At 70.6% G+C, this 26,825-nt stretch carries 21 protein-coding genes; 8 read left to right on the top strand and 13 right to left on the bottom strand.

The features are described from left to right. Positions 1 to 79 precede the first annotated feature (79 nt). The 3 genes from hutU to D187_RS39560 all read left to right on the top strand — a co-directional run bounded on the left by hutU (position 80) and on the right by D187_RS39560 (position 3,917). Positions 80 to 1,735 (top strand): urocanate hydratase, encoded by a 1,656-nt coding sequence (hutU, locus tag D187_RS39570; RefSeq protein WP_043433744.1) that lies wholly within the window; start codon positions 80 to 82, stop codon positions 1,733 to 1,735. Positions 1,736 to 1,739: 4 nt separating this feature from the next. Beyond that, on the top strand, positions 1,740 to 3,005 hold the full coding sequence (hutI, locus tag D187_RS39565) for an imidazolonepropionase (protein ID WP_002628993.1): 1,266 nt from the start codon (positions 1,740 to 1,742) through the stop codon (positions 3,003 to 3,005). 72 nt (positions 3,006 to 3,077) lie between these two features. Further along, positions 3,078 to 3,917, top strand: a complete 840-nt coding sequence (locus D187_RS39560; RefSeq protein WP_002628992.1) for a class II glutamine amidotransferase — start codon at positions 3,078 to 3,080, stop codon at positions 3,915 to 3,917. Between the two features lie 22 nt (positions 3,918 to 3,939). Here the strand turns inward: D187_RS39560 and D187_RS39555 are convergent, their stop codons facing one another. From D187_RS39555 to tilS, 9 genes are all read right to left on the bottom strand, one after another. Beyond that, positions 3,940 to 4,356 carry a hypothetical protein gene (locus tag D187_RS39555; protein ID WP_002628991.1) on the bottom strand — a complete coding sequence of 139 codons (417 nt, stop codon included), beginning with the start codon at positions 4,354 to 4,356 and terminating at the stop codon, positions 3,940 to 3,942. Positions 4,357 to 4,470: 114 nt separating this feature from the next. Next, the gene (gene tsaE / locus D187_RS39550; RefSeq protein ID WP_043433962.1) at positions 4,471 to 4,956 is read right to left on the bottom strand and encodes a tRNA (adenosine(37)-N6)-threonylcarbamoyltransferase complex ATPase subunit type 1 TsaE; all 486 of its coding nucleotides are present in this window, start codon (positions 4,954 to 4,956) and stop codon (positions 4,471 to 4,473) included. Then, positions 4,953 to 6,485: a bifunctional ADP-dependent NAD(P)H-hydrate dehydratase/NAD(P)H-hydrate epimerase gene (locus D187_RS39545; protein WP_002628989.1), complete on the bottom strand. Its 1,533-nt coding sequence runs from the start codon at positions 6,483 to 6,485 to the stop codon at positions 4,953 to 4,955. The genes tsaE and D187_RS39545 overlap by 4 nt, the downstream gene beginning before the upstream one ends. 5 nt (positions 6,486 to 6,490) lie before the next feature. Beyond that, complete coding sequence (acpS, locus tag D187_RS39540) at positions 6,491 to 6,868, bottom strand: holo-ACP synthase (protein ID WP_002628988.1); 378 nt, start codon at positions 6,866 to 6,868, stop codon at positions 6,491 to 6,493. A gap of 14 nt (positions 6,869 to 6,882) precedes the next feature. Next, a complete protein-coding gene (locus tag D187_RS39535; RefSeq protein WP_002628987.1) occupies positions 6,883 to 7,608 on the bottom strand; it encodes a pyridoxine 5'-phosphate synthase in 726 nt (241 codons plus the stop codon). A 96-nt stretch (positions 7,609 to 7,704) separates the two neighbouring features. After that, entirely contained in the window at positions 7,705 to 9,099 is a 1,395-nt protein-coding gene (gene glmM / locus D187_RS39530) for a phosphoglucosamine mutase (protein WP_002628986.1), read from the bottom strand. A gap of 203 nt (positions 9,100 to 9,302) precedes the next feature. Next, entirely contained in the window at positions 9,303 to 10,532 is a 1,230-nt protein-coding gene (folP, locus tag D187_RS39525) for a dihydropteroate synthase (RefSeq protein ID WP_002628984.1), read from the bottom strand. A 96-nt stretch (positions 10,533 to 10,628) separates the two neighbouring features. After that, positions 10,629 to 12,548 carry an ATP-dependent zinc metalloprotease FtsH gene (gene ftsH, locus D187_RS39520; protein WP_002628983.1) on the bottom strand — a complete coding sequence of 640 codons (1,920 nt, stop codon included), beginning with the start codon at positions 12,546 to 12,548 and terminating at the stop codon, positions 10,629 to 10,631. Positions 12,549 to 12,730: 182 nt separating this feature from the next. Further along, positions 12,731 to 14,077, bottom strand: coding sequence for a tRNA lysidine(34) synthetase TilS (tilS, locus tag D187_RS58980; RefSeq protein WP_281171825.1), 1,347 nt, complete (start codon positions 14,075 to 14,077; stop codon positions 12,731 to 12,733). Positions 14,078 to 14,543: 466 nt separating this feature from the next. Here tilS and D187_RS39510 point away from each other — a divergent pair, with 466 nt between their 5' ends. Next, on the top strand, positions 14,544 to 14,756 hold the full coding sequence (locus tag D187_RS39510) for a TIGR04563 family protein (protein WP_002628981.1): 213 nt from the start codon (positions 14,544 to 14,546) through the stop codon (positions 14,754 to 14,756). 4 nt (positions 14,757 to 14,760) lie between these two features. Continuing rightward, positions 14,761 to 14,979, top strand: a complete 219-nt coding sequence (locus tag D187_RS39505; protein WP_002628980.1) for a TIGR04563 family protein — start codon at positions 14,761 to 14,763, stop codon at positions 14,977 to 14,979. A gap of 22 nt (positions 14,980 to 15,001) precedes the next feature. Here D187_RS39505 and D187_RS39500 read toward each other — a convergent pair whose 3' ends face one another. After that, entirely contained in the window at positions 15,002 to 15,838 is an 837-nt protein-coding gene (locus tag D187_RS39500; RefSeq protein ID WP_043433740.1) for a 5'-nucleotidase C-terminal domain-containing protein, read from the bottom strand. Further along, on the bottom strand, positions 15,838 to 18,678 hold the full coding sequence (locus tag D187_RS39495; protein ID WP_020918585.1) for a TonB-dependent receptor plug domain-containing protein: 2,841 nt from the start codon (positions 18,676 to 18,678) through the stop codon (positions 15,838 to 15,840). The genes D187_RS39500 and D187_RS39495 overlap by 1 nt, the downstream gene beginning before the upstream one ends. A gap of 103 nt (positions 18,679 to 18,781) precedes the next feature. Here D187_RS39495 and D187_RS39490 point away from each other — a divergent pair, with 103 nt between their 5' ends. The 3 genes from D187_RS39490 (at position 18,782) to D187_RS39480 (ending at position 22,484) form a co-directional block, all read left to right on the top strand. Next, positions 18,782 to 20,332, top strand: a complete 1,551-nt coding sequence (locus D187_RS39490; protein ID WP_002631179.1) for a ChaN family lipoprotein — start codon at positions 18,782 to 18,784, stop codon at positions 20,330 to 20,332. A gap of 35 nt (positions 20,333 to 20,367) precedes the next feature. Then, on the top strand, positions 20,368 to 20,826 hold the full coding sequence (locus D187_RS39485; RefSeq protein ID WP_043433957.1) for a YaiI/YqxD family protein: 459 nt from the start codon (positions 20,368 to 20,370) through the stop codon (positions 20,824 to 20,826). Positions 20,827 to 20,900: 74 nt separating this feature from the next. Next, positions 20,901 to 22,484 carry an acyl-CoA carboxylase subunit beta gene (locus D187_RS39480; RefSeq protein WP_002631182.1) on the top strand — a complete coding sequence of 528 codons (1,584 nt, stop codon included), beginning with the start codon at positions 20,901 to 20,903 and terminating at the stop codon, positions 22,482 to 22,484. Here D187_RS39480 and D187_RS39475 read toward each other — a convergent pair. Beyond that, a complete protein-coding gene (locus D187_RS39475; RefSeq protein WP_043433738.1) occupies positions 22,481 to 25,069 on the bottom strand; it encodes a response regulator in 2,589 nt (862 codons plus the stop codon). The genes D187_RS39480 and D187_RS39475 overlap by 4 nt on opposite strands. A gap of 360 nt (positions 25,070 to 25,429) precedes the next feature. Beyond that, positions 25,430 to 26,809 carry a DUF4785 family immunoglobulin-like domain-containing protein gene (locus tag D187_RS39470; RefSeq protein ID WP_002631186.1) on the bottom strand — a complete coding sequence of 460 codons (1,380 nt, stop codon included), beginning with the start codon at positions 26,807 to 26,809 and terminating at the stop codon, positions 25,430 to 25,432. Positions 26,810 to 26,825: the final 16 nt, after the last annotated feature.

The following is a 26,825-nucleotide window of genomic DNA, read 5'->3' as shown; positions in this document are numbered from 1 at the left end:
GTACAATCCGCCGTCGCGGAACGCGCATCCGGCCACCTCCTGGGTTAGGGTCCGGGCACCAAGGACCTCTGAGGAACACATGTCCCGCACCATTCGTGCCCCCCGTGGCACTACCCTGTCCTGCAAGGGCTGGGTCCAGGAAGCCGCCCTCCGCATGCTGATGAACAACCTGGATCCCGACGTGGCCGAGCGCCCCGAGGATCTCGTCGTCTACGGCGGCATCGGCAAGGCCGCGCGCGACTGGCCCTCGTTCGACCGCATCGTCGCGAGCCTCCAGCGCCTCACCGACGAGGAGACCCTGCTCGTCCAGTCCGGCAAGCCCGTGGGCATCCTGCGCACCCACCCCGACGCCCCCCGCGTCCTCATCGCCAACTCCAACCTCGTGGGCAACTGGGCCAACTGGGACCACTTCTTCGAGCTCGAGAAGAAGGGGCTGATGATGTACGGCCAGATGACGGCCGGCTCGTGGATCTACATCGGCACCCAGGGCATCCTCCAGGGCACCTACGAGACCTTCGCCCAGGCCGGCCGCGTCCACTTCGGCTCGGATGACCTGTCCGGCCGGCTCGTGCTCTCCGGCGGCCTCGGCGGCATGGGCGGCGCCCAGCCCCTGGCCGCCACCATGAACAACGCCGTCTTCCTCGGCGTGGAGATCGATCCCACGCGCGCCCGGCGCCGCGTGGAGACGCGCTACCTCGACGTCGTCGCCAAGGATCTCGACGAGGCGCTCGCGCTGGTGAAGGAGGCCCAGGGCAAGCGCCAGGGCCGCTCCATCGCCGTCATCGGCAACGCCGCCCAGGTGTTCCGCGAGCTGTACCGGCGGGGGCTCAAGCCGGACCTGGTGACGGACCAGACGAGCGCGCATGATCCGCTCAACGGCTACATCCCCGCGGACCTGTCGCTCGAGGCCGCCGCCGAGCTGCGCCAGCGCGACCCCCAGGGCTATGTCGAGCGCGCGCGCCAGTCCATGGCCGTGCAGGTGCAGGCGATGCTGGACTTCGCGCGCGCGGGCAGCCACGTGTTCGACTACGGCAACAACATCCGCGCCCAGGCGCAGCTGGCGGGGCTCGACAACGCCTTCGACTTCCCCGGCTTCGTGCCCGCCTACATCCGCCCGCTCTTCTGCGAGGGCATGGGGCCCTTCCGCTGGGTGGCGCTCTCGGGAGACCCCGAGGACATCCGCCGCACGGACGAGGCGGTGCTGGAGCTCTTCCCGGAGAAGGCGTCGCTGCGCCGCTGGCTCACGCTGGCGCGCGAGCGCGTGGCGTTTCAGGGCCTGCCCGCGCGCATCTGCTGGCTGGGCTATGGCGAGCGCGCCCGGGCGGGCCTGCGCTTCAACGAGATGGTGCGCAAGGGCGAGCTCAAGGCCCCCATCGTCATCGGGAGGGATCACCTGGACTGCGGCTCGGTCGCCTCGCCCAACCGCGAGACGGAGGCCATGAAGGACGGCACGGACGCGGTGGCCGACTGGCCCATCCTCAACGCCCTGGTGAACGCGGTGAACGGGGCCTCGTGGGTGTCCTTCCACCACGGCGGGGGCGTGGGCATGGGCTACTCGCTGCACGCCGGCCAGGTCATCGTCGCCGACGGCACCCCCGAGGCCGCGCGCCGCATCGAGCGCGTGCTGACGTCCGACCCCGCCATGGGCGTGCTGCGCCACGCCGACGCGGGCTATTCCGAGGCCCACGAGACGGCGCGCACCCGCGGCGTGCGCATCCCCGGCCTCACCGAGTGACACGATGGAAACCCTGGAGCTGCTCATCCGCAACACCTCCGAGGTGCTCACCGTGGAGGGCTCCCCCCAGGAGCCCGCCGAGCGCGCCCTCACCCCGCATCCCCACGCCTGCGTCGGCGTGCGCCGCGGGAAGATCTGGTACGTGGGCTCCGAGGGCGCCCTGCCCCCGGGCGCGGTAGGCCCCTCCACCCGGGTGCTGGACGCCCATGGCCAGTTCGTGGGCCCGGGCTTCGTGGACCCCCACACCCATGCCGTCTTCGCCGGCGAGCGCGCGGCGGAGTTCGATCTGCGCTGCCAGGGCGCCTCCTACCTGCAGATCGCCCAGGCCGGCGGCGGCATCGCCAACACCGTGCGCGCCACCCGCTTCGCCAGCGAGGAGGATCTCATCCGGCTCGCCCTGCCCCGGCTCCAGTTGATGCTCGAGTACGGCATCACCACCGCCGAGGTGAAGAGCGGCTATGGCCTGTCGCTCCAGGACGAGCTGAAGATGCTCCGGGTGGTGCAGCGGCTGTCCACGCTCCAGCCCGTGGAGCTCATCCCCACCCTCATGTGCGCACACGCGGTGCCGGAGGAGTACCGCGAGTGGCGCGAGTCCTACCTCGACTTGTGCATCCAGGAGATCATCCCCGCGGTGGCCGAGCAGGGCCTGGCGCGCTTCTGCGACGTGTTCGTCGAGCAGGGAGCCTTCACGCACGCCGAGGCGCGCCGCCTGCTGCTGGCGGCCCGGAAGCGAGGGTTGCAGCTACGGCTGCACGTGGATCAGCTCAGCGCCTCGGGAGGCGCGGAGCTGGCGGCCGAGCTGGGCGCGGCCACCGCGGACCACCTGGAGCAGGTGAGCGACGCGGGCATCCAGGCCCTCGCGGCCGCGGGGGTGTCGGCCGTGCTCGTGCCCACCGCCACCCTCTTCCTGCGGGTGCGCCCCTATGCCCCCGGGCGCAAGCTGCGCGACGCGGGCGTCAACGTGGCGCTCGGCACCAACCTCAACCCCGGCTCGGCCATGAGCGAGAACCTTCCCCTCGCCCTGGGGCTCGCCTGCCTGGAGAACGGGCTGACGGCCGCCGAGGCCTATTGGGCCGCCACCCGGGGGGCCGCGCTCGCGCTTGGTTTGAGTTCCGAAGGACGGATCGCCGTGGGCGACCCCGCCAATCTTGTCATATTTTCGTGTTCAAACTATCGCCACCTTCCCTATCACCTGGGAATCAATCACGCACGGATAGTGATCAAGGGAGGCCATGTCGTGGTAGAACAGGAAAGAGCCCTTTGTGCATGATTCTGGTTGCACAAGTGGCCTTCGAGGGAACTTCCACCCTGGGCCGGCCGTTAGTATCAAACAAGCAAGCCTATGTGCCGCCTCTTCGGTTTTCGATCCGCCATTCCCGCCGCCGTTCATCCTTCCCTGGTCACGGAGAAGAATTCCCTCCTGCGTCAGTCGCGGGAGCACAAGGATGGATGGGGTATCGCCGCCTATGAAGCGGGAGACAATCCATCCGTCGCGCACGGACTCGGTCCGGCGCACTGCGACCCGGACTTCGAGCGGGTCAGCAGCCGGGTGTCTTCGCGTACGGTGGTCGCGCACATCCGCCTGGCGTCCGTGGGCCAGGTGGAGAGGCGCAACGCCCACCCCTTCACCCATGGCCGGTGGTGCTTCGTGCACAACGGCACGGTGAGGAACTTCGCCCGGCACCAGGCGGCCGTGGAGGCGCTCATCCGCGAGGATCTGCTCGCCCTCATCCAGGGCGCCACGGACACCGAGCGCTGCTTCTACCTCTTCCTCACCCGCCTGGCCGAGCAGGGGCAGGACTTCGAGTCCCCGGCGTGCGTGGAGAAGGTGGCCCGGGCGCTGGCGGAGACGATGAGCCTGGTGTCGGGCATCACGGATGAGCCCGGGCAGGACGGCTCGTCCATGAACTTCCTGCTGACCAACGGGGACGTGATGTTGGCCACGCGGCGCAACCGCTCGCTCTTCCTGTCGGACACCGCCCCCGAGACGGGCCGCTGCCCCCACCGCGAGTACGTGGGGGCGCCCAAGCCGGGGGATCGGCTGGAGCAGTTCGTGCTCGCCAGTGAGCGGTTGTCGGGCGAGGACCACTGGCACGAGGTGGCGGAGGACAGCGTCATCGGCGTGGACAGCGGCCTCGTGTTCCACCAGTGGAAGGTGCGGGACCTGGACCCGCGGCACTGAACCCCGGGCGCCGAGGCGCTCCCTAGGGTGACGGGGGGCCCTGGAGCGGTTCCCCCCAGTGGGCCACCTGGGCGCTCACCGTCATGTCCCCGGCCACGTGGAAGGAACGAGGTGGCATGGGACTGCCTTCCGAGGACAATTCCGGCGTCCAGACGTCCTCCCGCCAGAGCGTGTAGGAGACCTCCGCGTCCACCGGGAGGCGCACCATCCCCGTGTAGTGCCCGTTGGCCTGGCGGCGCAGGTAGAAGCCCGGGGCCACGTTCCCGCCGAGCGAGGCATGCGAGCCCAGGACGGTGATGACGGCGTCGGCCGGTGTCCCCTCGGGGACCGTCACGTCGAAGATGACGGTGGCGTGGGGGTACTCCAGAGGCGGAGGCTCGATGGCGCCACACCCCACCAGCACCACACTGGCGAGTGGGATGAGCAGGAACCACTTCATGGGGTGGGAGGGGCTCATGGGCGCAGGATATGCCAACCCCCCCGCTCCGGAGCGCATGGCCCACTCATCTGTTGTTCGCTGCACGCACCGCTGGACGCCGCCCGTGTGGCCCGCTCAGCGCTCGGCCAGCAACCAGTCCTTCAGCAGTCCGGCGGGCCGCGCGCCCCAGGCCTCGGCCACCAGCTCCCGGGACTCCTCGCCCACCTCGCGCAGGGTGAGCCGCAGGTACTCGCGCGGCGCGGCCTCGGGGATGCGATCCAACCACTCCACCAGCAGCGCGCCGTCGCCGCCCACCATGTCCAGGAAGCCCGTGGCGTACAGCTCGTCGTAGTCGGCCAGCCGGTAGAGGTCCGCGTGGTAGAGCGTCAGGCGCCCCTGGTAGGGGTAGACGATGGCGAAGGTGGGGCTGGCCACCTGCGAGCGCTCCACCCCGGCGCCCTCGGCCACGCCGCGCACCAGGTGCGTCTTGCCCGCGCCCAGCTCGCCCACCAGCCCCACGAAGTCTCCCGGCTGGAGCAACCGCCCGAGCCGCACGCCCAGGCCGTGGGTTTCCTCGGGCGAGCCCGAGCGTACCGTGTGGCTCAGCGTGGGCGTGCTCATCGCTCCCACCGCGTCCACACCGAGCACAGTCCCTTCACCACGTCCGAGGCGATGAGGCCCAGCCGGCCCCGCCGCCCGGCGGCGAGATCTCCCGCCAGCCCGTGCGCGTACACGGCCGTCCAGGCGGCCTCGGGGAGCTTCAGGCCCTGCGCGAGCAGCGCGCCCAGCACCCCGCTGAGCACGTCCCCCGTGCCGCCGGTGGCCATGCCCGGGTTGCCCGTGGGGTTGACGTACACGGTGCCATCCGCGTGGGCGATGAGCGTGCGCGCCCCCTTGAGCACGAGCGTCACCCCATGCGTGCGCGCGAAGTCCCGCGCCACCTTCACCCGCTCCTTCTGCAGCTGCTTCGTGGGCAGGCCGGACAGCCGCGACATCTCGCCCGGGTGGGGCGTGAGCACCACGGGCCCCTTCGCCCGGCGCAGCACGCCCAGGTCCGTGGAGACGGCGTTGAGCGCGTCCGCGTCCAGCACCACGGGCACCTCCACGCGCTCGAGCAGCTCGCCGAGCAGCGCCGTCGTCTCCTCTCCCCGGGGGATGCCAGGGCCCACCACGAGCGCGTCCTTCTGATCCGCCGCGGCGAGCAGGGACTCCAGGTCCGCCCGCCCCAGGGGACCACGATCCTCCAGGGGCCAGCCCATCACCTCGGGGGCATGGCCGAGCACCGACTCCACCACCTGGGCGCGCGTGGCCACGGTGACGAGTCCCGCTCCGGCGCGCAGGGCGCTCAACGCGCTCAGGGCCGCCGCTCCGGACTTGCCCAGGCTGCCGGCCACCACCAGCACGTGCCCGTAGGTGCCCTTGTGGGTGTCCGAGCGGCGCGGGGCGATCGCCCCCCGGGCATCCGCCTCCTCGACGAGGAAGACCTCCGCGCCCGCGTGGGCCACGACGGCCTCGGCGGGGATGCCGATGTCCACGCACCGCACCTCGCCGCACAGCGTGGCGCCGGGCTCCAGCACCTGCCCCTGCTTGAGGAAGCCGAAGGTGACGGTGGCGTCCGCCTCCACGCACGGATCGAAGGGCACCCCGGTGTCCGAGTGCAGCCCCGAGGGCACGTCCGCGGCCACCACCTTCGCCCCCGCCGCGCGCCAGCGGCGCACGTACTCGATCGCCTTGGCGAACTCCCCGCTGGGAGGCCGGGTGAGCCCGGTGCCGAAGATGGCGTCCACCACCACGTCCCCCACCCGCGGCTCCTCCACCTCCCCGAGCGACTGGGGCTCGAGGCCCGAGGGCCCCAGGGCGAGCAGGTTGCGCTGGGAGTCCGGCGTGAGCTTGTCCCGGGGCCCCACGAGCACCAGCGTCACCCGCCGGCCCCAGGCATGGAGCAGGCGCGCCACCACGAGCCCATCGCCCCCATTGTTGCCGGGTCCGCACACGACGAGGAAGCGCCCGCCCGGAGCGCCCAGCGCCCGGGCCACCTCCGCCAGCTCCCGTCCGGCGTTCTCCATCAACAACGGGGACGGCATGCCGAAGTGGTCTCCGGCGGCGCGGTCGGCCGCGCGCATCCGATCAGCGGTGAGGACACGGCGCATGACGTTCAGCTCCTCTCTTGCAGGACCACGGTGGCGGCGGCGACGCCCGCGTCATGGGTGAGCGCGAGGAAGGCCTCCGCGCGCCGCTTCTCCATCTCCACGCGCGCCACGCCCGACAGGCGGAAGCCCGGCGGGCCTCCCGCGCGCACCACTTCCATGTCGTGCCAGGTGAGGCCCTTGGGCGCGCCCAGGGCCTTGATGAGCGCTTCCTTGGCGGCGAAGCGCGCCGCGTAGGCGCTCGCCTTGTCCGAGCGCGCGTTGCACAGCTCGCGCTCGGCCGGCGTGTACACGCGCTCGAGGAAGCGCTCGGCGCGGGCCCCATCCAGGATGCGCTGGATGCGCTCCACCGAGCAGATGTCCAACCCCAGGCCGATGATCGCCATGGCGCGCGCTCGCCCTAGCCCGGGTTGCGCATCAGCTCGAGCATCTCGCGCACCGCGCGCTCGAAGCCCACGAGCACGGCGCGCGCGACGATGGCATGGCCGATGTTCAGCTCGTCGATCTCCTGGATGCGCGCGATGGGGCGCACGTTGTCGTAGTTGAGCCCATGGCCCGCGGCCACGCCCATGCCCAGCCGCGCGCCCGCCTTGGCCGCGTCCACGATGCGGCTGAACTCGCGCTCGCGCTCGCGCTCGTTGCGCGCCTCGCAGTAGCGCCCGGTGTGCAGCTCAATCCGGTCCGCGTTCACCTTGTGGGAGGCGCGCACCTGATCCAGGTCCGGATCGATGAACAGCGAGACGGTGATCTCCCCGTCCTTGAGGTTCTTGATGGTTTTGGCGAGCGCGTCCTTCTGGCCGTTGACCTCCAGACCGCCCTCGGTGGTGAGCTCCTCGCGCCGCTCGGGCACGAGCGTCACCACGTCCGGCTTGTGCTCGTAGGCGATCTTCACCATGTCCTGGGTGGCCGCCATCTCCAGGTTGAGCAGCGTCTGCACCGTCTCGCGCAGGATGCGCAGGTCGCGCTCCTGGATGTGGCGGCGGTCCTCACGCAGGTGGATGGTGATCTGCCCGGCGCCGGCCAGCTCGGCCAGGGCGGCGGCCGTCACCGGATCCGGATACGACACGCGACGCGCCTGCCGCAGCGTCGCCACGTGGTCCACATTCACACCCAGTCGCTGTCCCATTTCGGCCGCTCTCCCTCACGAGGGCACACCGGGCGGAAGTCCTACACCGCTTCCGCCCGGGCGCGCGCCCTTCTATTCGCGGCCTGGGACTGGATGTCAACCGTTGAGCGCCGCGGACAGCTCCTGGGCGATCTGCTGCGCGTACTGCTCGTTGCGGGCGGCGTCCGTGCCCTCGATGAGGACGCGGGCCTTGGGCTCGGTGCCGGAGAAGCGCACCAGCACGCGACCGTCCTTGCCCAGCTTCTTCTCCACGTCCTGGATGGCGCGCATCACCGTGGGCAGCTCGCCCAGCTCGCGCTTGTTCTTGACGACCACGTTGAGCAGCGTCTGGGGCACGGGCTGGAAGATGGAGGCCAGCTCGCTCACGGGCTTCTGCTGCCGGCACATCACCGCGAGCAACTGGAGCGCCGCGAGGGTGCCGTCGCCCGTGGTGGTGTGGTCGGAGAAGATGAGGTGGCCGCTCTGCTCGCCACCCAGGTTGTAGCCGTTCTTGCGCATCTCCTCGACGACGTAGCGGTCACCCACCTTGGTGCGCACCACCTTGACGCCGTAGTTGGCCACCGCGCGCTCCAGGCCGATGTTGCTCATCACCGTGGCCACGAGCGTCTTCTTCTTGAGCTCCTTGCGCGTGACGAGCTCGCCGGTGCAGATGGCCATGATGGCGTCGCCATCCACGACCTGGCCCTTCTCGTCCACGACGATGAGGCGGTCGGCGTCGCCGTCCAGCGCGATGCCCAGGTTCGCCCCGTTCTTCACCACGCACTTGGCGAGGTTCTCCGGGTGGAGCGCGCCGCACTTGTGGTTGATGTTCTTGCCGTCCGGCTGCACACCCAGGGTGATGACCTTGGCGCCCAGCTCCTCGAGCACCGCGGGGGCCGTCTTGTAGGCGGCGCCGTTGGCGCAATCGACGACCACGGTGAGCCCCTCGAGCGTCAACTCGCGCGGGAAGGTCGTCTTGAGGAAGACGATGTAGCGGCCGCGCGCGTCCTCCAGGCGGAAGGCCCGGCCAATCTTGGTCGCCGTGGGGCGGATGGAGTCGATGGCGCCGCTGGCCACCAGCTCCTCGATCTTCGCCTCGGTCTCGTCCGGCAGCTTGAAGCCGTCGCGCCAGAAGAACTTGATGCCGTTGTCCTGGTACGGGTTGTGGGAGGCGGAGATGACGGCGCCCGCGTCGGCCCGCATGGACGTGGTGAGGTTGGCGATGCCCGGCGTGGGCAGCGGACCCACCAGGTCCACGTCCACGCCCATGGAGATGAGCCCCGCGGCGAGCGCCTGCTCCAGCATGTAGCCCGACAGGCGCGTGTCCTTGCCGATGATGACGCGGTGGCGGTGAGGTCCATTGCGGATGAGGTGGGCCAGCGCGCGGCCCAGCTGCATCGCGACCTCCGCCGTCATCGGGTAGACGTTGGCCACACCCCGCACTCCATCCGTGCCGAACAGCCGCTGCGACGCCCTCTCTTCGTTCGGGGGCATGTTCATCCTGTACGCCATAAAATTACCGCTCCACCTTTCCCTGGCCGGCCACGCGGGCCGGACCGCCCACGCCAGAGGGCTTATAGCGTGCCCTCCACAGAGCCCGAAGCTAGGGAGTGGAAGTTCCCTGGACAAGCGTGCGACTTCACAACATGGACTGGCACTCCAGGGCGGTCGGTACGGGTCGCACCTTCGCGTTCATGGTGGGCCTGCATCGCCCTCTAGTAGAGCGAGCCGCCGTCCAGCGCTCCACGCAGGGCGTCCACCACGGCGAGGGCATCCCGCGCCTCGGTGACGTCGTGAACCCGGACGAAGTCCGCGTCTCCCGCCGCGGCCACGGCGGCCACCGAGCCCAGGGTCGCCGCCAGCCGCTGATCCACCGGACGGCCTCCCGCCAGCTTTCCCAGGAAGCTCTTGCGGCTGGTGCCCACCAGCACGGGCAGGCCCAGCACGCGCAGCTCTCCCAGGCGCCTGAGCAGGAAGAGGTTGTGCCCCAACGTCTTGCCAAAGCCGATGCCGGGGTCCACCAGCACGCGCTCGCGCGGAATGCCCGCCGCCACGGCCCGCGCCACGCCCTCCTCCAGGAAGTCGAGCACCTCGTCCACCACGTCCTCGTAGTGGGGAGCGAGCTGCATGGTCTCGGGGACGCCCTGGATGTGCATGAGGCAGCAGGCCGCGCCCGCCTCGGCCGTCACCCGGGGCAGCTCCGGATCGAAGCGGAAGCCACTGATGTCGTTGACGAGCACCACGCCCGCGCGCAGCGCCTCGCGCGCCACCGCCGCCAGGGTGGTGTCCACGGACAGCGGCACGTCCGTGCGGGCGCGCAGCCCCTCGATGACCGGCATCAGCCGGGCGAGCTGCTCCTCGGCGGGCACGGGGGCGGAGCCGGGCCGCGTGGTCTCCGCCCCCACGTCCAGCACGTCCGCGCCCGCCTCGGCCAGCCGCAGCCCGTGGGCCACGGCATCCTCGGCGCGCAGGTAGCGCCCTCCGTCGGAGAAGCTGTCCGGGGTGACGTTCACCACGCCCATGACGTGGGTGCGCGCGCCGAAGGTGAAGGTGCGCCCCCCGAGCGTCAACGGCGCCGGGGGCCGCGTGGCCTCCAGCAGGCGCGCCACGGCGTCGGCGAGTCCAGCCAGCTCCGGCCGCGCGCGGGCGCGGGCCACCACGCGCTCGAACTGCTCCCTGCGTCCGGAGAGCAGCCCCGTGCCGGGCCGGGCGCGGGGATCTCCCGCGACCCACGCCGGGTAGTCCTCGCGCCCCGGGTGGGTGGCGTCGGCGAGGAGCTCCATGAGCACGCGGCCCTGCTCGCGTTCGAGCCCCGTGAGCAGCACGTGCAGCGCGGGCACCTTCTCGCGCAGCTCCTCGCGGGCGGAGGGGGACAGCCCGAGTCGCAGCAGGGCGGGCTCGAGGTCGGCGGGGCGATCGAGGCGGACGGGACGGGCTCGAATCATGGGCGGAGCGGCTCCGGCGGGACGTGCGGAAAAGACGAAGGCCCTCCCCACGTGAGTGGAGAGGGCCCGGGTTCTACCTGAGCGGAGGGCCGCGGCTTACGCCTTGTTCGGCTCCATGTTGGGCAGACCCTCGAGCGCGTCGAGGATCTTCCGCTTGTCCTTCTTCTCGGTGGACTTGGTGGGCGGGGCCATGACGCGGGGCGGCGGGCGCTCGCGGGTGAGCTGACCGCCCTGCAGGAGGATGTTCACGTCCTCGGCGTCCAGCGTCTCGTACTCCACCAGGGCGTCGGTGACGCGCTTGAGGCCCTCGAGGTTCTCGGTGAGCACCGCCTTGCCCTTGTCGTAGCAGCCCATCACGATGCTGCGCACCTCGGCGTCGATGAGCCGCGCGGTCTCCTCGGAGTAGTCCTTGGAGGAGTTGAAGTCGCGGCCGAGGAACACCTCACCGTCGCTCTTGCCGAAGGCCAGGGGCCCCAGCTTCTCGCTCATGCCCCAGCGGCACACCATGGCGCGCGCCGTCTCCGTGGCGCGCTCGATGTCGTTGGAGGCGCCCGAGCTCATCTCGTTGAACATGAGCTCCTCGGCGATGCGGCCGCCCATGGCCATGGAGATCTGATCGAGGATCTGCTTCTTGTAGCCGTTGACCTTGTCCTCGGTGGGCAGGCTCCAGGTGAGACCCAGGGCCTGACCGCGCGGGATGATGGTGACCTTGTGGAGCGGATCGCAGCCGGGCAAGAGCTTGGCGATGATCGCGTGACCCGCCTCGTGCACGGCGGTGTTCCGCTTCTCCTTCTCGGTCATGATCATGGACTTGCGCTCGGGGCCCATGAAGACCTTGTCCTTGGCGGCCTCGAAGTCGCTCAGGTCCACGCGCTCCTTGTTCTGCCGCGCGGCCATCAGCGCCGACTCGTTGACGAGGTTCTCCAGGTCCGCGCCCGTCATGCCGGGAGTACCGCGGGCGATGACCTCCAGCTCCACCTCGGGAGCGAGCGGCACGCGGCGGGTGTGCACCTTGAGCACGCCCAGGCGGCCCTTGAGGTCGGGGCGCGGCACCACGATGCGCCGGTCGAAGCGGCCGGGACGCTGCAGCGCCGGATCCAACACGTCCGGACGGTTGGTGGCGGCGATGAGGATGACGCCCTCGTTGGACTCGAAGCCGTCCATCTCCACCAGGAGCTGATTGAGCGTCTGCTCGCGCTCGTCGTGTCCGCCGCCCAGGCCCGCGCCACGGTGACGGCCCACGGCGTCGATTTCGTCGATGAAGATGATGCACGGGGCGTTCTTCTTGCCCTGCTCGAACAGGTCGCGCACGCGGCTGGCGCCCACGCCGACGAACATCTCCACGAAGTCCGAGCCGGAGATGGAGAAGAAGGGCACGCCCGCCTCGCCGGCCACCGCGCGGGCGAGCAGCGTCTTGCCCGTTCCCGGCGGGCCCATCATCAGCACGCCCTTGGGAATGCGGCCGCCCAGCTTGGTGAACTTCTTGGGATCCTTGAGGAAGGCGACGATCTCCTCGAGTTCCTCCTTGCACTCGTCCGCGCCGGCCACGTCCGCGAAGGTGATCTTGTTGTGGCTCTCGTTGAGCAGCCGCGCCTTGGACTTGCCGAACGTCATCGCCTTGCCGCTACCGCCCTGCAGCTGGCGCATGAAGAAGATGAAGAAGAGGAACAGGAAGACGACGGGCATCCACTGGCCGAGCACGGTCAGCCAGAGGCTGTTCTGCTCCTCGCGCTCGTACTTCACGTCCACGTCGTTCTTGCGCAGCTGATCGAGGATGGCCGCGTCCGGCGCGGGACCGGTGGTGCGGAAGTCCGTCTGCGAGTCGGAGAACTTCCCCGTGTAGGTATTTCCCTTGACCGACACCTCGCGGACCTTCTTGTCCTCCACCTTGGCGAGGAACTGGGTGAAGGTCGGTTCCTCCACCTGCACGCCGTTGGTGTTGAAGAAGTTGTAGAAGGCGACGAAGAGGACGATCAGGATGACCCAGAGGCCGATGGTTTTGTAAGTCGAACGCACGTGGCAGCAGCCCTTTCGGTGCTCGGCAGCAGTGGTGGGCACGGACGGAAAAGCCCAACACTTCCGACCGGTTGTCACGACACCGGGCGTATTGCCCGTGTATCTGACGGTAACAGCAACAACAAAAACGCCTCAACTATTTTGGGGGTTCCTCTTCTGGCACGCCCCCGAATTGTCCGACTCTATAACGCACAGCCCCCGGGCTTGCCCGTGCCAGGAGGCAGCGCCCAGAGATACAGCCGTACAGCGCCCGCGTCCGGGGAATTCCACACCCCTGGTACCCAGAGCACACTCCCCCCGGCGTCCGTGACGACCGGCACCCGGTCCCGGTGCTCGCGGGGAACGCGGCCGTCCACCAGCACGTCCTGCAGCTTCCGGGAGCCGGCCGGACCGCGCACCCGATCCCCGGCCCGGCGCGTCCGCACCGTGAGCGGCCACCGGGTGTCCTCCCGCAGGAACAGGGCGAGCGCTCCCAGGGGCGGTGTCCCGGACCCCACCCCGAAGTGCCATTGCGTTCCGGGCTGGAGGCCCTGGCTCCCCTCTCCTTCCAGGACCAGGCAGGCCGCGGCCTCGTCCGCGGGCCCTTCCCGGCGCACGCAGCGCACGCGTCCCCCCATGGCCATGAGCTGGAGGCCCCCTGGCACGTGTCCTCCGCGCAGCGTCACCGTCCCCCCCTCCCCCACCGCGTCCAGCACCCGGGCGAGCGAGGGCCCATCCACCTCCGCCCCCGCTCCAGTCATCAGGCGGACGAGCACCCGGCGGCGCAGCGCGGGCTCCAGGGCGCGCACGCCCACCGCGTCCAGACTCCCATCCGGCAGCAGCAGCCGGCCCCAGGCCTCGTCGGCCATGCGAGCGAGCAGCGCCTCGTCCTCGGCCGCCAGGCGGGTGAAGGCCGCCAGGTGCGGCACCACGCAGAAGCCCACGGCCGCGGAGAGCGCGGGCAGCAGATCGTGCCTCAGCCGCGCCCGGAGGAAGGTCCGATCCTCGTTCATGCTGTCGTGCACGAAGCCCGTGCCCTGCTCGGCCAGGAACGCCTCCACCTCTTCGCGCGTGCGCTCGATGAGCGGACGGACGAGCGCGGCGCGCGCCCGGTGGATGCCGATGGCGCCGCGCAGGGCGGTGCCTCGTACCAGCCGCATGAGCAGTGTCTCCGCCTGGTCCGTCGCCGTGTGCGCCGTGGCCACCGTGCCCAACCCCCGCTCGCGCCGCAACGCCTCCAGCGCCGCGTAGCGGGCGTGCCGGGCCCGCTCCTCCACCCCTGGACCCGGCCGCAGACCCAATTCGCGGACATGACACGGCAGCCCCCATCGAGCCGCCAGCCGGACGACCGCTTCGGTGTCCCGCCGGGCCTCGGGCCGCAGGCCATGGTCGAGCGTGGCCACCTCCACCCGCAGCGACAGCGCCTCACGCACGAGCGCCGTTCCCACCAGCAGGGCGCACGAGTCCGCGCCCCCCGAGACGGCCAGCAGCACCGAGCCTCCCTCCAGGCCGAGCTGGCGGTAGCACCCCGCGAGGTTCCGCGAAAACAAGAGGCTCGTTTCACCCATGACCGGCATCGAACACGCGAAGGAATCAGAATCGCGCGGGCCGGGTTACACCAGATGCGGCTGGTTGAAGCAGCCGAAGACGATTCCTATGCTCTTCCTGGGGGTCGCGACGGTCGGGGAAAAGAGGGCGGGTGGGAATGGCCGGGCGGCTCGAAGGGTTACAGTGATGGATTTTCAACGGAGTTGGGCCTAGGGGTCCCCCCCCTCCCCCTCTGGGCCCACGGGGCCGCTGGGACACGTCCTGGCGGCCCTTCTTTCCGGAGCGCCCCGGATCCTGCCTGCCAGGATCCGGGGCGTTCTCTTTTCGCGGGTTTTTTACGCACACGCGGAATACCCGGCGGCATACGGTGGGGACACACTCCTAAACCGTTGACCCGTCAGGAGGTCTGTCGGATAACGGCTCCAGTGTGTTCAGGTCGTCACCTCGTATCCGTTCCGGAGACCCAGGATGGCAGGCACCGACAAGCGCAAGCAGTCCCTCTACTTCCCCGAGGAGATGCTCAAGGAGATCCAGGAGGAAGCCAACCGCCAGGACCGTTCGCTCTCGTGGGTCGTCCAGCAGGCCTGGAAGATCGCTCGTGACCGCATCAAGTCATTCCCCGCCGTCAACGACGTGACGGGTGACGAGCGGCAGGACCCACGTGAAGAAGGAAGGTCCTAAGTTCATGGCCGCCACTGATCATCGAAAACAAAGCCTCTACTTCCCCGAAGACATGCTGGATGAAATCCAGCGCGAGGCGACGCGGCAGGATCGCTCGCTGTCGTGGATCGTCCAACAGGCCTGGAAGGTGGCCCGGGGCGATCTGCGCAAGATGCCCTCGCCCAACGACGTCTTCGGCGCCCCGCCGCCGCCCCGCCCCGACAGCTCGTCGGACGGGACGTAGCACCGAAGCACCCTTCCCGGCCCTAGCGCACCACGGGCCGGGAGGGTTTCGCGCAGTTCTCGAAGACGATGCGCTCCTCCTCGAACAAGGGGGGCTTCGGCTCGGCATGTTGGCCGCGCATCCAGGCCTCGGTGAGGGTCACGTCCGTGGTCCGCCCCGCGGACGAGCTCGCCGTGACGGGGTTGCGCGTCACGTCGGAGGCCGCGTCCTTGAAGATGGTGCCGTAGCCGTCTCCGCCCAGCGCCAGGAACGACGACATGGCCACCCGGTAATACGGAGCGTTGTCCCGCGGGGACAAGGACACCGGCCGGCCGCTCACGCTCAGCTCCCGCACGCGCTGTTTCACCGGGCGCGAGCAGTCCACGTGCAGCTTGACGTCCTTGGACACCTGCAGGAAGGCGCCCGAGGGCGCGAGGATGGGCTGGCCCACTGGCGAGAGTCCCTCCACCGAGTGCTCGAACATGGCCACGAGCTGCTGCTCGGAGAGGTCCACCGTCACCACGGAGTTCTCGAAGAGCATCACCTCGTGCAGGAGGCCGTTCTTCAGCGGCCCCTTGGGGATGGACGTGCGGGTGACGCACAGGCCCTCGGCCCGGAGCGCGCCTCCGTTGATGATGCCCAGGTGCGCGGGGGCCGGGGAGCCATCCTCGGCATGGCGTAGCGCGTCCGCGGCGAGCTGCCCGAGCGCGTGGTTGTCATGCCGCGTGTAGATGCGGTCCAGGTAGACCGGGTCGCCCAGGTTGCCGAGGACCGTCTCGGGATCCTCCACCAGGGGCTGGCACTGATCGTTGTAGCGCAGGCAGCCCAGGCCCGGAGCGAGGGCCAGCGCCAGCAGCGCGACGGTGAACGGTCGGGACATCACAGGTGGGCCCTCAAGGTCAGGAAGGCGGACAAGCCCTCGCGGGGAAGCAGGTTGGGGATGCGGTCCGGACGGGGCACATCATCGCGCAGGTCGAAGTCGAAGACGTTCTGCACCAGCAGCGCCAGCTCGAAGTGATCGGCGATGGGCTCGGTGCGCACCTGCGCGGTGATGAGGTTGTAGGCGGGGATCCGGTAGCGGCGCACCAGCTCCAGCACCGAGCGCGTGTTGTTGCGCCGCTCGGCGCCCGCGCGCACCACGAGATCGAAGTTGATGACATCTCCAATGGGCATGGAGATGCCGGCGTTGAAGCGCGCCTGGGGCGTGTCGGTGAGGTAGAGGTGGTTGGCGGGCAGCTCCAGGTCCTCGGCGCGGAAGAGGCTCGCGTTGACCCAGGCGGTGGCGCGCTTGCTGGCCTCCAGCCGGGCCTCGCCCTCCACGCCGTACACGCGCACGCCCAGCTCGCGGTTGCGCACCGGGACGATGTTGCCCGAGGTGTCCACCGCGGCGATGGGATGGGAGAAGGCCTCGTAGAAGGCGTTGCCGCGCAGGCGCACGCGCGCCTCGCCCGCCGTCTGGATGAGGTCCGCGCCCAGCTCGATCGTGTCCACCACGGCGGGCTGCAGGCCCGGGTTCCCCACGAAGCGGCCCTGGTTGTAGTAGGTGTTGGGGATCTGCTCGAGCAGCTCCTGGAGCGTGGGCGGACGGAAGGCCCGGCCGTAGAGCAGCTTGAGCACGAGCGAGTCGGTGGCCGAGAAGACCAGCCCCGCGCGGGGGTTGAGGCTCGTCACCAGGTGCGTGCCGGTGATGGCGAGGCTGTCCTTGTCCATCAGGGGCAACTGGGTCACGTCCGCGCGCAGCCCGAGCGTGAGCGTGAGCGGCTCCACCACCGTCCATTGGTCCTGCACGAAGGCGCCGAACGCCAGCCGCCGCGAGGCCGCGCCCTCGGCGATGTCCTGGATGTCCACGAGCCCCGTCGGTGGCGCCAGCTCGCCACGCCTGCGGCTGTCGGAGGTGTAGTTGGTGAGGTAGGAGTAGTCGTCCAGCGTCTGCAACTCCCCCACCGCGCCGAAGGACAGGCGGTTGCCCTCGAAGAGCGACAGGTCCGCGTCCACGCTGGCGCCCAGGGCGCTCACGGTGACGAGCGTCTGCTCGAGCATGCCCTCGGGGAAGAGCTGGGTGAGGTCATCCGGGCCGGTGCGGAAGTTGTCCGGACCGATCTGGAAGAGCCGGTCCGTGTACTGCCGATCCGCGGACAGGCGCGCGCGCACCCGCATCTGCTCGTTCACCTGGCGCTCGTAGGTGATGTCGCCCAGCAGCATCAGCCACTTGAGGCGCGAGTCCGGACCCATGGTGTCGAACAGGCCCAGGAGCGCGGCGCGCTCCTCGGACATCACCCGCACGGACGCGGTGAAGCGGTTGCGCGAGGAGATGGCGTACTCGGCGCCCAGGCCGAGGTTGAGCAGGAAGCGGTCATCATGGGTGTAGCCCGCGGGATCCAATGGCTCGCGCAGCTTCTGCGCGAGCGTGTCCGCGTCGAGCGCGTCCTTCTCGACGGCCGTCGAGCCACCCTCCTGGTACCAGACGTCCCCATCCCCGAAGATCTTGAGGCGATCCAGGCCAAGGGCACCCGAGAGGTGGAGCTCCGCGGCGGGCGCGAGCCCCTGCTCCACCTTCTTGGGCACACCGCCCACCGAGGCGGAGGAGAACAGGCCTTCCTCGCGCAGGGTGACGAGGTTCACCACGCCCAGGAAGGCCCCCGCGCCATACAGCGACGAGCCCGGACCCCGGATGACCTCGATGCGCTCGAGGTTCTCCACCGGCAGGTTCATCAGCGCCTTGCCGTCGAAGAAGTTGTTGAGCCGGTGGCCGTTGAGCAGGAAGAGCACCTCGGCGTCGTTGCGCAGGCCTCGCACGGCCGTGCGGTGGAAGCCCTGGACGTCGCGGCTGATGGACAGCCCGGGCACCACGTCCAGCACGTCCGCCACCGTGCGCGCCCCGAGTGAGCGGATCTGCTCGCGCCCGAACGAGGCGGCGATGGCGGGCACCTTCTTCACCGACTCCTCGTGCCGCGTGGCCAGCGCCAGCGTGTCCTCGGCGGTGTAGAGCGCCAGATCCTCCTCCATCTGCGAGCGCGTCGACTCGACGGGGGCGGGCTCGGCAGCAGGTGGGCGCGAGGGCCGCTCCGGAGCTGGGGGCGCGGCGGCCGGCTCCGTGTCCGCGGGCAGCTCGGCGTTGAGCGCCGCCATGGCGTCATCGGCGTCGGAGTCGGACTTCCGGGCCGGCTCGGGCTTGCGCGCGGGCTCCGGGCGGGTGGGCTCGGACCGGGTGGGCTCGGGCTTGCGCGCGGACTTCGCGGGCTCGGGGGCTCGGGGAGGCGGGGGCGGGGGCTGACGCGGGGCCGCCGTCGGCTCCGGGGGCGGCCGGGCCGACAGGGGCGGCACCCGGGCCGGAGGCTCCGCGCCCTCGACGAGGACCCGGGCCGGACGCGTGGCGCTCTTGAAGAGCGGCACCCGCTCTCCACCGGGCGTGAAGCCCTCCACGTAGTACTCGACCCCGGGAGCGGCCAGGTGCGTGCCCGGAATGACTCCCCGGTAGAGATCGCCGTACTGCAACTCCATGGGCGCCTCGGTGTAGGGCTCGCCGGAGCCGCGGTAGCGCAGCACCACGCGGAGGATGCGCTGGGTGCCGGTGAGCACGCCATCCACCACCAGGGCCTGGCCGGCTTCGGCCTGATCCGGGGGGTTGTGAAGCAGGGTCGACTTCTCCTGCGAGTGGACAGGCAGCGCCACGAGCAGCACGAGCGCGAGGAGGATGGAGCGGGGGCGTGAGCAGACCACGGGGAATCGGATCGTCCACCGTGGGCCCGGACGCGTCAAGGAAGGGGGACGCGGTCGCTGAATTTTTGCCGGTCCCTCGGGTGCGTGCGAGTGGTGACCGCCCATGCGCGCGTCGCTCGCCCTCCACCTCGCCCTGTTCCGCCGCCAGAAGGCCCAGATCGCCCGGGCCGTCGAAGGACAGTCGGCGGCCTTTCGCGCCTACGAGGCCCGCTACCGCCGGCGGACCTCCGACTACCGCCAGATCCTCTCCGCCCACGCCGTCTCCCAGCAGGTGCGCGCCGCGGACGTCATCTACGTGGGCGACTACCATACGCTGCCGCTCGCGCAGGAGACCTACCTGAACCTCGTGGAGGGCGTCCGGGAGGCGGGCCGCCGGGTGGTGCTCGCGCTCGAGTGCGTGGAGGGCCGGCACCAGGCGTCCGTCGACGCGTACCTCGCCGGACGCCTCACCGAGCGCGCCCTGCTCTCCCGCCTGGGACTCGGCGCGGGACAAGGTGCCTGGTCCGGGGCGCGCACGCTGCTCGCCTACGCCCGGCGCCACCGCCTGCGCGTGGTGGGCATCGACCGCCGCGCCCAGGGCGAGCGCTCGCTCGAGCTCCGGGACGCGTACGCGGCTGAGCGCATCGCCCGGGCCCTCCGGTCCGAGGACTCCCCCCGGGTGGTGGTGCTCGTGGGCCAGTACCACGTGGCACCCTGCCACCTCCCCGCCCAGGTGGAGCGGGCACTCGGCGAGGCGCACGGCCACAAGGGGCTCGTGGTGTACCAGAACGCCGAGGGCGTCTACTGGCGGCTCGCCCGCGAGGGCAAGGTGGGCGCGGCGCAGGCGGTGGAGCTGGCGGATGGGGCGCTGTGCCTGCTCAACGCCTCGCCGGTGGTGTGCCAGCAGAGCTTCCTGGACTACCTCGAGGCCGAGTCGGGGGACTCGCCCCTGCGCGAGCGCGGCGCCGCCGAGCGCTTCCGGGAGATGGCGGGCCTCATCGGACGGCTCGCGGGCGTGCCGGTGGGCCGCTGGCTCGACGAGGCCGAGGTGGTGACGGCGGCGGATGGAGACGCGCTCGAGCGCATCCAGCAGCGGGGCCGCTTCACGCAAGGTGAGCTCGTGCAGCTGCGCCGGTACATCCTCTCGCGCGAGAGCTACTACATCCCCCGGGCGCGCACGGCGTACCTGGCGTCGCTGTCCCTCAACCACGCGGCCGAGGAGGCGGCGCACTTCGTGCGGCACTGCGCCGTGGGCGACGCCATGGAGGCGCCGCGCCGGGCCTCGGATGCCTTCTACGCGCGCTGCGTGGAAGAGGCGCTGGGCTTCTTCGGCTCGAAGCTGGTGAACCCCCGGCGCGTCTGCGTGGGGGCCGGCGAGTGGGCCCTGCGCTTCGGTCAGGCCCGGGGCGTGGAGCGGCAGATCGCCGCGTTCGTGCTCGCGCACAAGGCGGCCGAGGTGGAGGTGCCGGACGAGGCGGTGAAGCTCCTGCCCCTGCGCAAGGATCGGCTCTTCCATGGCGTCAGCCACGCGCTGGGCTACCTGCTGGGCGACGCGCTCTACCAGGGCTTCGAGGCGGGCCGGGTCGAGCGCGCCGAGGTGCGCGCCCTGTTCCGGGATCCCCTCGAGGACCCGCGCGCCACCTACTTCCAGTGGGTGCGCCGCCTCTCCGCCTGAAGACGCGCGGAAGACGTGAGAGGATGGGCGGCGACATGAAACTCTGGGTGGATGCCGATGCCTGTCCCGGTCCCGTGCGGGACATCCTCTTGCGCGCCTCGCAGCGCTTGCGGCTCCCCATCGTCTTCGTGGCCAACAAGACGCTCTCCCTGCCCCGCTCGGAGCTCGTCTCCTCGGTGCGCGTGGGCAGCGGGCTCGACGTCGCGGACCAGTACATCGCGAAGCAGGCCCAGTCCGGCGATCTCGCCGTCACCCAGGACATCCCGCTCGCGGCCCTGCTCGTGCCCAAGGGCGTCGTCGTGCTCGATCCCCGCGGCGAACTGTTCACCGAGGACAACATTTCCGAGCGCCTGTCCGTGCGCAACTTCATGCAGGAGCTGCGCGAGAGCGGCGTGGTGACGGGGGGCCCCAGCGGCTTCTCCTCGCAGGACCGCCAGCAGTTCGCCGCCGCCCTGGACCGCGAACTCGCGCGACTGCACAAGCCACGACCCTAGGCGCCCCTCCCCTCTTCCGGCCTGGCGCGCCGCTCTGGCAAGGTAGCCGCCAGTCCTGCCGGGGAGGCCACACCATGAAGATGAAGGAGCGGGTGGAGAAGCTCGAGGAGCAGCGCCGCCGCAACGAGGGCCTGGGGGGACCGGAGCGCATCGAGCGCCAGCACGCCAAGGGCAAGCTCACCGCCCGCGAGCGCCTCCAGCGGCTCTTCGACGAGAACACCTTCGAGGAGATGGGTCTGCTCGCCGGGGCCGAGGGCCACCTGCCCGAGGAGGAGGACCCGTCCCGGCCCTCGCCCGCGGACGGCGTCATCACCGGCGTAGGGGAGATCGACGGACGGTCCGTGGCGGCGGCCATCTACGACTTCACGGTGTTCGGCGGCTCCATCGGCACGGTGGGCGAGCGCAAGGTGGCGCGCATGCGCGACCTGGCCCTCAAGCACCGCATCCCCATGGTGTGGCTGGTCGACTCGGCGGGCGCGCGCCTGGAGGCGGGTGGCGACGTGGACCCCCGGCGCCTCGCGGGCTTCGCGGACACCGGCTACCTCTTCCGCGAGCAGGTGGTGATGAGCGGCGTGGTGCCCCAGGTCGCCGCCATGGTGGGCCCCGGCGCCGCCGGCACCGCCTACATCCCGGCGCTCGCGGACTTCGTGCCCATGGTCAAGGGCACCAGCTCGCTCGCCCTCGGCGGCCCCTACCTCGTGGAGTCCGTGGTGGGCGAGAAGGTGACGGAGGAGGAGCTGGGCGGCTCGAAGGTGCACACCGAGGTGTCCGGCGTGGCCGACGCCGAGTACCCCGACGACGCCACCTGCCTCGCCGCCATCCGCGAGTACCTGTCCTTCTTCCCCTCGCACTGCGAGGAGCGGCCCCCGCGCCGGCCCACGGCGGATCCGTTCGACAGGCGCGACGAGTCGCTGCTCACCGTGGTGCCCGACAGCCCGCGCCAGGCGTTCGACATGAACAAGGTCATCCTGTCGCTGGTGGATGACCGCAAGTTCTTCCCGCTCAAGCCCCGCTTCGCGCGCAACCTCATCACCGGCCTGGCGCGCATCGACGGCTGGCCCGTGGGCATCGTGGCCAACAACTCCATGTACCTGGGCGGCATCCTGGACGTGAACGCGGCGGACAAAGCGGCGCGCTTCATCAACCTGTGTGACGCCTTCCAGGTGCCGCTGCTCTTCCTCCAGGACGTGCCGGGCTTCATGGTGGGCACCAAGGTGGAGCAGCAGGGCATCATCCGCCACGGGGCGAAGATGATGTACGCGGCCGCCAGCGCCACCGTGCCCAAATTCACCGTGGTGGTGCGCAAGGGCTATGGCGCGGGCTACTACGTCATGAATGGCCGGGCCTTCGAGCCGGATCTGTTCATCGCCTGGCCCGGCGCGGAGATCGGCGTCATGGGCGCCGAGGGCATGGTGGCCATCGCCGCGCGCAAGCTCCTGCAGGGCGCCGAAAGCCCCGAGGCCGCCGAGGCCATGAAGAAGCAGCTCGCCGAGGGCCTGCGCCAGCACATCCGCATCGAGCGCACCGCCGCGCTCGCCATGGTGGACGACGTGGTGGATCCCCGCGACACGCGGCGCCTGCTCGCGCGTGCCCTCAAGCGCTCGGCGAACAAGAAGGTGGAGCGCCCCTTCCGACGCCGGGAGATCTCCCCCGTCTAGAGCCCCTCGCCCACCTGATCCAGCGCGCGCTCGATCTGCTGCAGCGCGTAGGGCTTGGGCAGCACCACGGCGCTCAGGCCCTTGTCCAGGCCCTCGGTCGCGTTCCCATACCCCGAGGCGACGATGACGCGCAGGCCGGGAATGCGCCGCACGGCCTCGCGCGCCAGCTCCACCCCCGACATGCCCGGCAGGCTCACGTCGGTGAACAGCACGTCGAAGCGGCTGGTGGACAGCGCCGTGCGGGCCTCCTCCGCGCTCGGGACCGCCAGCACGTCGTGCCCGAGGATGCCCAGCAACTCGTACGCGGACGTGCGGATGTCCTCGTCGTCCTCCACGAGCAGCACGCGCAGGCGCGTCTTCTTCGGGGGCTCGGGGGCACGCGCGGTCCGGACCCGCTCACGCCGCAGCGCCTGCATGTCCCGCGCGTTCTGCCGCTGCTGACGGTTGCGCAGCATCATGCGGATCTTCCGCGCCAGGTCCTCGCGCCGGTAGGGCTTGACCAGCAACGCGACGCCCGGATCCAGCCGCCCGCCATGGACGATGGCGTTCTCCGTGTAGCCCGAGGTGAACAGCACCTCGAGCTCCGGCAGGGCCTGCCGGGCCTGCCGGGCCAGCTCGGGACTGCGCACCGGTCCGGGCATCACCACGTCGGTGAACAGCAGATCCACCGCCATGCCACTCTGGATGATGGCCAGCGCGCTCTGGGCATCCCCGGCCTTGAGCACCCGGTAGCCCAGCTCCGAGAGCATCTCCACCGCCGTGGCGCGCACCGCGACGTCGTCCTCCACCACCAGGATGGTCTCGTTGCCCCCCTCGATGGGCCCCTCGAGCACCTCGGTCGGCGCCGTCTCCGCCTGGAAGGCACGGGGCAGGTAGATCTTCATCGTCGTGCCGTGGCCCACCTCGCTGTAGATCTTCACGTGGCCCCCCGTCTGCTTGACGAAGCCGTACACCATGCTCAGCCCCAGCCCCGTGCCGCGGCCCTCGGGCTTGGTGGTGAAGAAGGGCTCGAACGCGCGCTCGAGCACCTCGGGAGACATGCCGCAGCCCGTGTCGGAGATGGCCAGCAGCACGTACTGGCCGGGCACCACGTCCTGGTGCAGGTGGGCGTAGTGATCGTCGAGCATGGCGTTGCTCGCCTCGATCGTCAGCCGACCGTGGGACTCCATCGCGTCCCGGGCGTTGATCGCCAGGTTGAGGATGACGTTCTCCAGCTGGTTGGCATCGGCGAACGTGTTCCACAACCCGCCGGTGATGACCGTCTCGACCTCGATGTCCTCGCCCAGCGCGCGGCGCAACAGCTCATCCATGCCGCGCACCAGGCGGCCCAGGTTGATGACCACGGGCTCGAGCGGCTGGCGCCGGGCGAACGCGAGCAGCTGCGCGGCGAGCTTGGCGCCGCGATCCACCGCGCCGACCGCCGTCTGCAGACGCCGCTGGCCCCGCTCATTGCCGGCCACCTCGTTCTGCAACAACTGGAGGTTGCCCCCGATGACCTGCAGCAGGTTGTTGAAGTCGTGCGCCACCCCACCCGTCAGCTTGCCCACCGCCTCCATCTTCTGGGCCTGCCGCAGCGCGGCCTCGGTCTCGCGCCGCTCGGCCTCGCTCTGCTCGAGCGCCTGGGTGCGCTCGCGCACCAGCTCCTCCAGGTGCTCCTGGTAGCGGCGCAGCTCGTCCTGGGCGCGCTTCTGCTCGGTGACGTCCTGCCCCTGGGCGAAGACGCCCGAGATGGTCCCATCCGGCTCGATGATGGGCTGGTACACGAAGTCGACGTACACGTCGCTGAGCGGCGCGTCCGGCGTGCGCTGCAGGCGCACCAGCATGCCCTGGCCGACGAACGGCTCCCCCGTCGTGAGCACCTTCTCCAGCAGCGCCTGGAAGCCCTGCTCCACCGTCTCCGGGAGCGCCTCGCGCAGCGGCTTGCCAATGATGTCCCGGTGGCCCACGAGCTGGTAGTAGGCGGGGTTGCTCATCTCGAAGACGAGGTTGGGCCCGCGCAAGACCGTCACGAAACCCGGTGCCTGCTCGAACAGCCGGCGCAGCCGGTTGCGCTCCTCATCCAGCGTGCGGTTGGCATCCTGGACACTGCGCGCGCGGTGGAGCACGCCGGCCTCGAGTTGAGCCTGGGAGGCCCCGTCTTCCTGCGCCACCCGCACGGCACGCACCGTGCGCTTGAGCTCCTGCAACTCCGTCACGTCCACGGTGTGCTGGAGGATGAAGGCCACCTCGCCCCGCTCGTCGAGCAGCGGCGTGTGGGTGGCACTCCAGAAACGATCCCGGACGACGATGCCCTCGGGCGTATGCAGGGGCACCCGGTAGGGAATGAGCGCCAGCGTGTCCGGGGTCCGCCGCTTCAGCACCCGCTCGAACGACTCGCGCAGCATGCGCGCCGGGAGGTTGTCCGGATCGTTCGGATCGTTGGGAAACGCCGCCAGGACGTACTGACCCACGATGTCCTCGAACCGGCTCGCCGTGACGCTCAGGTAGGCCTCGTTGGCCGCCACGTAGCGCAGCTCACGGTCCAGGATCATGTAGGGGTTGGGCGAGAGGTTGAAGATCCTCTGATAGTCAATAGTCACGGACATATTTCCACGAGGGCCCGCGCCCCCCTCTCCCGTACCTGGGACCAACAACTGATCCAGCCCGGTGGCGCTTTTACCCAAACGTGTCGCTCCCATTCCAGAACCCGGCTCTCGGCGGGTGGATCGTTCATCAGTCCACAAAGAGCACACGAACCCCCCGCGAGGGAAAAGCCTTCCAGTCACCACTCGACTCGGGCGCGGGGGGTGGAGGAACATTTCGGGATTGACAGCGCCTGGCCGCGACCGCTCCCCCGCCCGCTCGGACGAGCGAAGCGCGGGGCGGGGTGTCAGACGCTCGATGGGCGGCCGGGCGCCAGAGGGCCCGACCGCTGGCGGGAGGGCCAGCGGCCGGCCGGCACGGGACTACGGCAGGACGTTGAAGTCGCCCGCCTTCAACCGGTGCTCGATGGCGGGCGTCATCACCGGCGCGGCGAACTCGGCGACGCTCGCCGCCGGCATGCGCAGCTCCAGTCCCCGGCCCAGGCGGTGGTACAAGGCGTTGGTGCCCAGCGAGAAGAGCCGCAGCTCGCGCAGGGCATAGGCGCCTTCCATCCGCGACAGGCCCACGTGGCCCGCGTCGAAGCGCAACGTCACGGTGTGCGAGCCCACGCCGAGCTGGTCCGTCACCTGTGCCTCGGCCACCGGCCGCTCACCGCCCTGGCGATCCGTGGCCACCAGCGTGCCCGACACCTCGTAGCGATCGCGTGCCTGGCTCTCCAGCTCCACGTCCACCTCGAAGGCCGCCACCTTGCCGGCCGCGTCGCGCACCAGGCGCGGACGCCCCGCCGAGACGATGCGCGCCGTGGGCACCGCGAAGCCCACCGACGTCTGCGCCAGGCGGTCGAAGTCCTCGCCCTCCGAGCGACCCGTCGCGCGAACCTCGAGCACCCACGCACCCGGCTCATCCCGCTCGCTCAGCACGCGCGAGACGAGCGCCCGGTACTCCTGGCCCACCCGGACCACCGGCACCGCCCGATCCTTCTCGAAGCGCGGGTTGTAGAGCGTGGCCTCGAAGCGCACCTTCTCCAGCCGGGCCGTGGAGCGCAGGTCCACCGTCACGTGGCCCTCCTCGCCCGGGAAGAACTGCATGGCCGAGGCGGTGAGCGACAGCTCGATGGGAGAGGACGGCAGGCGCACCTCGATGGCCATGCCCACGCGGGCCGCCTCGGCGCCCACCCGCACCTGATAGGCGCCCGCGCCCATGTCCCGGCCCATGCGCATCAGGGTGACGGGCCGGGAGATGCCCTCGGCCTTCAGGCGCGAGGCATTCAGCCCCAGGGCGTCCTCGGCGGAGCGCGCCGCGCGCACGTCCGCGCGCACGCCGCGGGGGTCGAACATCTGCATGTCCCGCAGCGCCCGCTCGCCGCGCTGGGCGTCCGTGCCCTTGGGGATGAACATCACCCAGGCGTCCTCGGGCGTGTCGATGGGCAGCGAGAGCTGCTGGGGCGCCGAGCCCGGGGCCACGTGCAGCACGGTGGACTTGGAGCTCCGGGTCTCTGGCGCGAGGGGCGGCGCGAGCGGCTGCTGGGGCGCGCCGGGGTTGGACACCGAGACGAGGCCCGGAGCGAGGGGCTCACGCACTTCGCGCGGGAACAGACGCGCGGGAGCGACATCGCCCGCGACGCGCCGGGCGCTCGTGGCCAGGCTCATGGAGGGCTCGGGGGCCGTCGGGGTGAAGCCGCCGAGGAGCACCACCGCCAGGGCCCAGCCGGAGGACTGAACGAGGGAGCGTGGAAAGGTCATGGTCTTGGACTCTCGG

The organism is Cystobacter fuscus DSM 2262 (genome assembly GCF_000335475.2).
In the GTDB taxonomy this organism is placed as follows: domain Bacteria; phylum Myxococcota; class Myxococcia; order Myxococcales; family Myxococcaceae; genus Cystobacter; species Cystobacter fuscus.
Note: the sequence above shows the minus strand (reverse complement) of the source record. Positions and strands in the feature narration are given on the sequence as shown.

Excerpts from the sequence above, each read along its gene's own strand:
- hutU (WP_043433744.1), top strand. The coding sequence starts at position 80 with ATGTCCCGCACCATTCGTGCCCCCCGTGGCACTACCCTGTCCTGCAAG.
- hutI (WP_002628993.1), top strand. The coding sequence starts at position 1,740 with ATGGAAACCCTGGAGCTGCTCATCCGCAACACCTCCGAGGTGCTCACC.
- D187_RS39560 (WP_002628992.1), top strand. The coding sequence starts at position 3,078 with ATGTGCCGCCTCTTCGGTTTTCGATCCGCCATTCCCGCCGCCGTTCAT.
- D187_RS39555 (WP_002628991.1), bottom strand. The coding sequence starts at position 4,356 with ATGAAGTGGTTCCTGCTCATCCCACTCGCCAGTGTGGTGCTGGTGGGG.
- tsaE (WP_043433962.1), bottom strand. The coding sequence starts at position 4,956 with ATGAGCACGCCCACGCTGAGCCACACGGTACGCTCGGGCTCGCCCGAG.
- D187_RS39545 (WP_002628989.1), bottom strand. The coding sequence starts at position 6,485 with ATGCGCCGTGTCCTCACCGCTGATCGGATGCGCGCGGCCGACCGCGCC.
- acpS (WP_002628988.1), bottom strand. The coding sequence starts at position 6,868 with ATGGCGATCATCGGCCTGGGGTTGGACATCTGCTCGGTGGAGCGCATC.
- D187_RS39535 (WP_002628987.1), bottom strand. The coding sequence starts at position 7,608 with ATGGGACAGCGACTGGGTGTGAATGTGGACCACGTGGCGACGCTGCGG.
- glmM (WP_002628986.1), bottom strand. The coding sequence starts at position 9,099 with ATGGCGTACAGGATGAACATGCCCCCGAACGAAGAGAGGGCGTCGCAG.
- folP (WP_002628984.1), bottom strand. The coding sequence starts at position 10,532 with ATGATTCGAGCCCGTCCCGTCCGCCTCGATCGCCCCGCCGACCTCGAG.
- D187_RS39510 (WP_002628981.1), top strand. The coding sequence starts at position 14,544 with ATGGCAGGCACCGACAAGCGCAAGCAGTCCCTCTACTTCCCCGAGGAG.
- D187_RS39505 (WP_002628980.1), top strand. The coding sequence starts at position 14,761 with ATGGCCGCCACTGATCATCGAAAACAAAGCCTCTACTTCCCCGAAGAC.
- D187_RS39500 (WP_043433740.1), bottom strand. The coding sequence starts at position 15,838 with ATGTCCCGACCGTTCACCGTCGCGCTGCTGGCGCTGGCCCTCGCTCCG.
- D187_RS39490 (WP_002631179.1), top strand. The coding sequence starts at position 18,782 with ATGCGCGCGTCGCTCGCCCTCCACCTCGCCCTGTTCCGCCGCCAGAAG.
- D187_RS39485 (WP_043433957.1), top strand. The coding sequence starts at position 20,368 with ATGAAACTCTGGGTGGATGCCGATGCCTGTCCCGGTCCCGTGCGGGAC.
- D187_RS39480 (WP_002631182.1), top strand. The coding sequence starts at position 20,901 with ATGAAGATGAAGGAGCGGGTGGAGAAGCTCGAGGAGCAGCGCCGCCGC.
- D187_RS39475 (WP_043433738.1), bottom strand. The coding sequence starts at position 25,069 with ATGTCCGTGACTATTGACTATCAGAGGATCTTCAACCTCTCGCCCAAC.
- D187_RS39470 (WP_002631186.1), bottom strand. The coding sequence starts at position 26,809 with ATGACCTTTCCACGCTCCCTCGTTCAGTCCTCCGGCTGGGCCCTGGCG.